The sequence below is a fragment of the Allobosea sp. 05T422_2 genome (genome assembly GCF_056396265.1).
This window is the reverse complement of sequence record NZ_JBFTLD010000323.1, coordinates 1-6,944: the sequence shown is the minus strand read 5'-3', so window position 1 is coordinate 6,944 and position 6,944 is coordinate 1. Positions and strand designations below refer to the sequence as shown.

Annotated in this window: 5 protein-coding genes and 2 pseudogenes; 4 read left to right on the top strand and 3 right to left on the bottom strand. The window is 62.2% G+C overall.

The features are described 5' to 3' along the window. A pseudogene (locus AC1DJT_RS32565) lies at window positions 1-325 on the bottom strand (ionic transporter y4hA); the annotation flags it as partial. A gap of 127 nt (window positions 326-452) precedes the next feature. Here AC1DJT_RS32565 and AC1DJT_RS32560 point away from each other — a divergent pair. Then, window positions 453-749, top strand: coding sequence for a hypothetical protein (locus AC1DJT_RS32560; RefSeq protein WP_476769431.1), 297 nt, complete (start codon window positions 453-455; stop codon window positions 747-749). A 1,136-nt stretch (window positions 750-1,885) separates the two neighbouring features. After that, a complete protein-coding gene (locus AC1DJT_RS32555) occupies window positions 1,886-2,854 on the top strand; it encodes an acyltransferase family protein (protein ID WP_476835691.1) in 969 nt (322 codons plus the stop codon). 260 nt (window positions 2,855-3,114) lie between these two features. On the opposite strand, the gene AC1DJT_RS32550 is transcribed toward AC1DJT_RS32555, so the two are convergent. Further along, window positions 3,115-4,023 carry a diacylglycerol/lipid kinase family protein gene (locus AC1DJT_RS32550; protein WP_476835690.1) on the bottom strand — a complete coding sequence of 303 codons (909 nt, stop codon included), beginning with the start codon at window positions 4,021-4,023 and terminating at the stop codon, window positions 3,115-3,117. Window positions 4,024-5,066: 1,043 nt separating this feature from the next. Here AC1DJT_RS32550 and AC1DJT_RS32545 point away from each other — a divergent pair. Beyond that, window positions 5,067-5,810: an aspartate/glutamate racemase family protein gene (locus AC1DJT_RS32545; protein ID WP_441505705.1), complete on the top strand. Its 744-nt coding sequence runs from the start codon at window positions 5,067-5,069 to the stop codon at window positions 5,808-5,810. 41 nt (window positions 5,811-5,851) lie between these two features. Here the strand turns inward: AC1DJT_RS32545 and AC1DJT_RS32540 are convergent, their stop codons facing one another. After that, entirely contained in the window at window positions 5,852-6,331 is a 480-nt protein-coding gene (locus AC1DJT_RS32540) for a DUF2938 domain-containing protein (protein WP_441505706.1), read from the bottom strand. 225 nt (window positions 6,332-6,556) lie between these two features. Between AC1DJT_RS32540 and AC1DJT_RS32535 the strand changes: the two are divergent. Beyond that, a pseudogene (locus tag AC1DJT_RS32535) lies at window positions 6,557-6,944 on the top strand (ROK family protein); the annotation flags it as partial.

Below are 6,944 nucleotides of genomic sequence, written 5' to 3'. Positions count from 1 at the left end.
CCCCCTGGAGTTGAAATCCCTGTTCGTGGTAGCGGGCGCCGCCCAAGAGTAGACAGGCGCCCACGATGCCATTGCACACAATCATGACAGCGGCGAATACCGCGTCGCGTGCCAATCCGGTGTTTTCGGCTGGAGCTGAAATCGTGATCGAGATGATCAGTGCCGTCTCAATCACCGCGACCGCCACGGCGAGAACGAGCGTTCCAAACGGCTCGCCKACGCGGTGCGCGACCACCTCCGCGTGGTGAACGGCCGCGAACACCGTGCCTAGCAGGGCTATTCCCGCAGCCGCGGTGGCGCCCCCGCCGCCGACGGAAAATGCCAACAGGAGGATCACCCAGCCCAGTACAGGCCACGTCCAAGTCCACCAAGRCACAATCCACCCTCCTGCGACCTTCGGAATGTCTGCAAACGGGCAAGGCCACGGCGAGGGGGCCGAGGACCAAATCGACATGGAGGACCAGGCTGCGCGGCTGAAGGCTGCCGCCAAGGGCCGCACCGGGCTCATGCAGCGTGCAGCGTGGTGCCCAGGCCGAGGTCGCCTCGATGCGATGCGCAATGCTCATGACGCCATCGAGGACCGCGCCGCCAGGCTTGTGAAGGCACTCGATGAGGTGCGGGAAGCGATTGTTGCGCATATGATGGCCGACGGCATCTCCGCGACGGAAAGCCTTGGCCGCATCATTGTCGCCAACAGTGGCCCGAAGCTCGATGCAGCCGTGCGCTTCTTCCGACGGAGCGAGGCATGAACGTGTGCGTGGTTGACCGGGCTGCTCACCGGGCTCAGCATAAGGAGTGGCAAAACCTCCGCCATGACCCGCCTCGACGGCCAGGAGCCGCAGTTGCGGAGAGCCTGAGACTTCTCCATCTCCGAACCCCCCGACTACTCCCCCAGAGGTGTCGGGTGCCTGAGACCCCGTAGAGCCAATTTCGAGATGGTCTCTACGGGGTTTTTTCCCACCCTGTTGTGCAATTAATTTCACTAGAACCGGACGAATGATGGGCGCGGCGCTGCCTCGACGCCGGCGCCGAAGTCATTATCGTCAGACGCAATGAGGGCGGTTAAGGGCTGCCGAGGCGTGCTGTGACTGGATGTAGCTGCCGCAGTTGTTGCGGCCTGGTAGGCTCCGAGCTTTGCTTCGCCTGGGCGAGCCTATCACGGAGTTTGAGCCTCGGCTTGCGGACCTCGCCGCGCAGCGCCTCCTGGGTCAGGTCGAGCAAAGTTCTACGAATTGAGATCCGCGCAAACGTGTAAGGCAGCCTCGTTGCGCATTATTACCATCTTCGCTGAGCGGCCGTTTTTCCGGCAGATCCACATCTCTGTTCTCAGACGTGTCGCGGCCTTCAGCAACCGCTTCAGTAGCGCGGCATGCMGACGTATCTGTTGATAAGTGATGCGCCCCAATGCKCCGGAATGCGTGAGTGCYTGCCGAATAGGATTGTTGGCTTATTTGATGGCCTTTATGAAGATAATTGATTGAATATCAGTTTGATAACAATGCATTAGGCTTATATTTCGATCCCGGCCAGGGGCACCATTCATTCTCGATACGCCTGCTCACTGGCGTTTTCGGAAGGCTTTCAAGCCCGGTATTCCCGCCTTGTGGCGCGCCCTGGCCATGTCGCGCGCTTCTTGCGGACGACCTCCCATCAGCACTGCATCGCCACGGAGGCTCTTCTGTCAGCGATCGCCTGCGCGCGGCATCCAGAGTCGGCGAAGCCCGAGCGTCGCGTTGGCCTGCACTGACAAGTGCCCCGATCGGCCGCGATATTGCGATCCGCGTTGTCATGCATCATGAAGGAAGAGGGTGTCTGCAGAGGCGGTCGAAACTGCGACGCGGAACAATTTCAACGCGTCATTCGGCGCATCGGGGGCTGCGCCGGGATGATCTACAATCTGCAATTGCTCAGAGGCTTGGCGGCGCTTGGAGTGAGTTTCTACCACAGCGATTTTCAGATCGTCCGCGGCATCTCAACTGAATTCTATGGCGTGTCCATCTTCTTCGCGATCAGCGGTTTCATCATCACCCATGTGACACGCCAGGATAGCACCGGGTTCCTGCTCAAACGCCTTGTCCGTGTGGTGCCTCTCTACTGGATCGCAACTGCGGTTTTCTTCATTTTTACACCCTATACGTGGCCGCACTTGCTCGAGAGCCTTCTGTTCGTTCCGGCCGACAAGCCGCCGGTGCTGCGCGTCGGTTGGACCCTCAACTATGAAATGTTTTTCTACGTGCTGTTTGGTGTCGCGCTCGCGATAAGCAAGAGGTGGGCGCCACTGATCGCTGCGGTTGTGCTACTGCTCTTGCAGGCGGTTCAGCATTTTGCCCCATGCGGGCGGGTCTGCTMGACCTATGGGGGGAGGGTGACCGGCTTCTTCGTGATCGGCATTGCTCTCTACTATGTTTGGCTTGCCGCGCGGCTCTGGATGCCTCCGTTGCGCAGGACAATGAAGGTCGTGTCCGCGATCGTTGCCGGCGGCGTCGTCACGATCTGCGTGGCGTGGCACGAGCCGCCAGCGGCTGTGGCGCTCATCATCGTCACAGCAGTTCTCTTGACCGCACTCTTGGCCGAAGCATCCGGCCTCGCCTGTCGGAATCGGGCCCTGCTTGCGCTCGGCGGCATGTCCTATTCGCTCTACCTGACCCACCTGATGGTGATCGAGCCAATGCGGATCGTAGCCACCAAGCTGCCCTGGCTCGATCAGGCGCAGAGCATTCCGGTCATGCTCGCGTCTGTCGGCATGAGCGTATTGCTGGCCTATGTCGTTTTTCGCTTCATCGAAACGCCGATGCTCGCGGGCTTCCGCGCGTTAATCCAGATACGGCGTCGACCAATCCCAACGCCCCCCTGACTGCTCCAACGCGGCGGTCTCTTATCGCCAGGGCGCCAGGAAGCTCAGGCGACTTGTTGATCGCGAGCACCGCTCGCCCACTCCCCCATAACCAAGGCAGCCCCGACGCGTTTCATTATTGGCCCGCCACTGCGAAGGCACTAGGCGGGCCTCGATCGTGTTGAAAGCGCGAGCTATGGTCCTCTGTGCAGATCGGTTGTCCCCACGGACTGTGACATCGCTGGGCAGGAACGAGGCCCCTGGCCTGAAACCGCGCAAGATCAACGCACAGAAGCTGATCGCGACACACGGATGCTGTTCGCTGCTGTCGATCGGGCCACGCGAACATGGACACATGAGCCTGCGGCACGAATGTCCGCCGGGGGCGGCGGCGCCAGATCGCCATCGATTTGTACATCCGATGTACCACGAATGGAGACATGGTCGGCGCGTCTCATTTCAATGAACGAAAGCGACGAAAACCTATTTGTGGCGATACAGAATGCGGACTTCAACTGCGCGAAACGGCTTCCTTCACGTTGAAGCGCGACAATGAAACCTGATGCCTTTGGCGTGGCATTTTCGCTTATAATGAAGGACCCTGCGTAGAACCGGCCCTTCATCACCAGCAGTCCCGAAACAAGTTCATCGGGGCCTCCATCGATGCGCACGGAGAATTTTTGGTCTCGATGCACCAGCAGGCACTGTATAGCCGCGATGACGTATGCGAGTTTACCAATTATCTTCTTCGCATCTTTGTTCAGGCGGCGARCAACCGCACCATCGAATCCAACTCCTAGAGTTTGGACGAATACTCGTTCTCGACGCCCCACAGCAGAGTACAGTCCCGGATAGACCGGCACTGAATATCCCTCATTGATAAGGCGAGCGGCTTCCACGATATCAAGCGGGATCCCGAGTTCCTGCGCGAACAAATTCGCAGTGCCGAGTGGCAACACACCGAGTTCGGCACGCGATCCGATCATGCCCGACGCGGCCTCCGATATCGTGCCATCGCCGCCGACTGCCACGATGCAGTCATGCCCATCGTGGGCAGCTTGCCGCGCCAGCCTTTCCGCGTCTCCTGCCATCCTGGTCTCGACGACAGTCGAGTTGGGAAAGAGTTTTGCGAGATCGCAAGCCGAGAACCCACGAGCCCTTCCGGCAACCGGGTTGAACAGAACAAACATAGTTATGCCCCGGTATTGGTCCTACCGAACCCGAGATACCGGACACTCCTTCTTCAGGTTTGTGCCCGCACAGCAATGCAATCAATGCCTCGTGGACCTTGATAGCCCGCGATTTGCTCGCGCTCCAGTTACCTGTTCACCGCCTTCTATCAATCGACAGGACTACACTCCATGTGTACGCGCTGGCCGGGTTCGTTATGCGTGCGGCAAGAGACGAGGGCCGGCGGGGTCTTACTGGGTTCCTCGGGCATCGAAGCGGGCACAATAGGTTGAACGGGCCGAGCGACCGGCTTCGGGGCCCGTACAGCGACCGCTGTCAGCTTGGGCGCTGGCCTGGTCACCGTTACCGGCTCACGCACGATCGAATCTGGCTTGTTCGCCTCCGGCGCGGGGTCAGAGAGAACGAGAGGCGCAGTCTGCGGCTTCTCCGCTTGAGCAGACTGCCAGGGTCGCCAACTCCCCAGCCGAGCAAAAGTCTCGACCGTCGGCTTTGTGATCGCTTCGACCGTTGGCATCGCTTGTGGCGAGCAGCCAGCAGCCAGCAAGCCGGCAAGGCTCACGCGACAGACTAAGTTCACCATGCTGGCCCCTTGTCAGACATGTGGCAAAGTTGCGGCATTATGAGCGCGGAATGTAGCCGTTTTGTGCCGCGCAAGGAAAGGCCCCGCACTCGCCTTCGGTCTGCGCGCGCCTGAGCGCCACAGACCGGAGGCCGACCTTGATCCTTACGGTAGGGAGCGCTCTCCCACTATCAACCCACAAACGCCTCTCATCGCCCATTGGTCAGCGCTATTCGCGCTTAGATCGCAACGCGCCACTTTGAGCACCTTGTCCAAGCATCGCCTCCGCCCTCAGGCTCATCGAACGGCGCTCTCGGCCGTGGCGGTCGCCCGCCAGAGGCATCGGGGCCATCGCAGCGCCCACACCGCGCCTCTGCGAAGCGCCCCGTATACATTCATGACTTGGACCTTGTCCGCGCTGGTCGCTTGGCCTGGGGCCTCGAGCTCGCTAAGCCTGAAGCCTGCACCCTGCCCGAGGCTCTCTTGCGTATCCTGCTGATCAATCCCAACACGACCCAGGCGATGACGGATCTCGTCATGCAGGTCGTGGCGCCGCATGCTCCGTCCAATGTCGCCCTGCATCCGGTGACAGGCCGCTTCGGCGCGCAGTATATTTCGAGCCGCAGCGCGGGGGTGATTGCGGCCCATGCCGCCCTCGAGGCCTATGCCGAGCATGGCGCCGGCTGCGACGCGGTCTATCTCGCCTGCTTTGGCGACCCAGGGCTTCACGCCCTGAAGGAGGTCTCTCCCGTTCCGGTCATCGGCATGGCGGAGGCGAGTTGCCTGGCCGCCGCGGCGATGGCGCGGCAGTTCTCGATCGTCACCGGCGGCGAGCGCTGGGGACCGATCCTGCATGAATTCGTCGCCATGATCGGCCTCGACGGCCGGCTTGCCTCGGTTGAAACAGTCACTCCGACGGGGGCCGATATCGCCCGTGATCCCGATGGCTCGATTGCACTGCTCGCCGCAGCCTGCCGCAAGACGGCGGAACGCGACGGCGCCGGAGCCGTCATTCTCGGCGGCGCCGGACTTGCCGGCCTCGCCGCACGCGTCCAGCCACTTCTCGATATTCCGGTGATCTGCTCGGTCCAGACCGGCATGAAAGCGGTCCTGGCCGCTCTCAATGGCGGTACGGCGAAACCGGCAAGCGGCGATCTCGCCTTCCCGGCGCCGGTCGGGAGCGTCGGCCTGTCGCCCGCGCTTACGGCCCTTCTCGCCAGGTCCTGAACCGGGGAAGGTCCTGAACCGGGGAGCTGCCGCCGGCATGCTCAGCGCAGCAGGAGCGCCGAGCAATAGAGCCCCACGCCAAAGACGATATGGCCCGCGATGTTCATGGCGCGGATCTGGCCGGCATTCGGCTTCTTCGACGCCGCGATGCCGGCGCCCATTCCCGGCTGCAGGATGAACCAGCCGCAGCCGACCGTGACGAGACCGACGATCAGAGCAGGCGCGAGGCTCGGATTGCGGGCCCAGTCGAGCCCCCAGATCGCCAGCAGGACCGCCGCGAACAGGATGCCGATCAGGTAATGCGCGATCCAGCCGAGGGCGCGTTCGTTCGCCACCGGCTCGGAGCGTCCAATATCCTCATGCGCCAGTCGACCTTGCGCCAGATGGCCGAACCAGCGCCCGGTCATAGCCCAGTTCGGAGTCGGCAGGCCGAAGGCGCGGTTCAGGAACTGGGCCCAGAGATCGAACAGGATTGTCGCGCCGACACCGATCAGCACCGCGCGCAGAAGAAACTCAAGCATCGCATATCCCCGGAAACCAGCCATGGCGCATCGACCGTCGCGCCTTGGCCGCCATGGAAGGGAAGAGGCCCCGCGAGGTCAATCGCAGGGGGCGGTCTTCCCCGCGCGCGCCGCGCAGGGGCGCCATGCGCTGTTCATCCCAGGAGGCGATATGCCGCCAGCTTACGGAACCCTGGGAGCACCGAGGCCGTTCCCTTCGGGAGTCCACACGGGGGATAGCGGAACATGGCAGCCGAAATGACGACGAAAGCACGCGCGGGCGGTCCTCACGGAGTGGATGACCTGCCTTCGGTTGTCGTCACCAGCTATAATCTGGAGGTTCGCGACGAGGACGGCTTCGTTGGCGACAAGGCTAAACGTGGCGCATTTCTMGAGCATCTCGACGCCCTTCGCGAGCACCTGCGCCGGACCGGCGAAGACCCCATCACGGTCGACTCCGACAAGATCGGCAAGAAGGAGCTCGATGCGCTGCTGGGGGAAGGCGAGCCGCGCGAGGCGGCTCTCATCCTCAGCGCCATCGAACGCTACGCCCAGTCGCTGGCCTTCGTCATTCGCCGCTTCGCCAGGCTGAAGCCCTGGAGCACCGTCGAGCGTATCGTGGTCGGCGGCGGAT

Coding starts and splice junctions, on each gene's coding strand:
- AC1DJT_RS32560 (WP_476769431.1), top strand. CDS start 453: ATGGAGGACCAGGCTGCGCGGCTGAAGGCTGCCGCCAAGGGCCGCACC.
- AC1DJT_RS32540 (WP_441505706.1), bottom strand. CDS start 6,331: ATGCTTGAGTTTCTTCTGCGCGCGGTGCTGATCGGTGTCGGCGCGACA.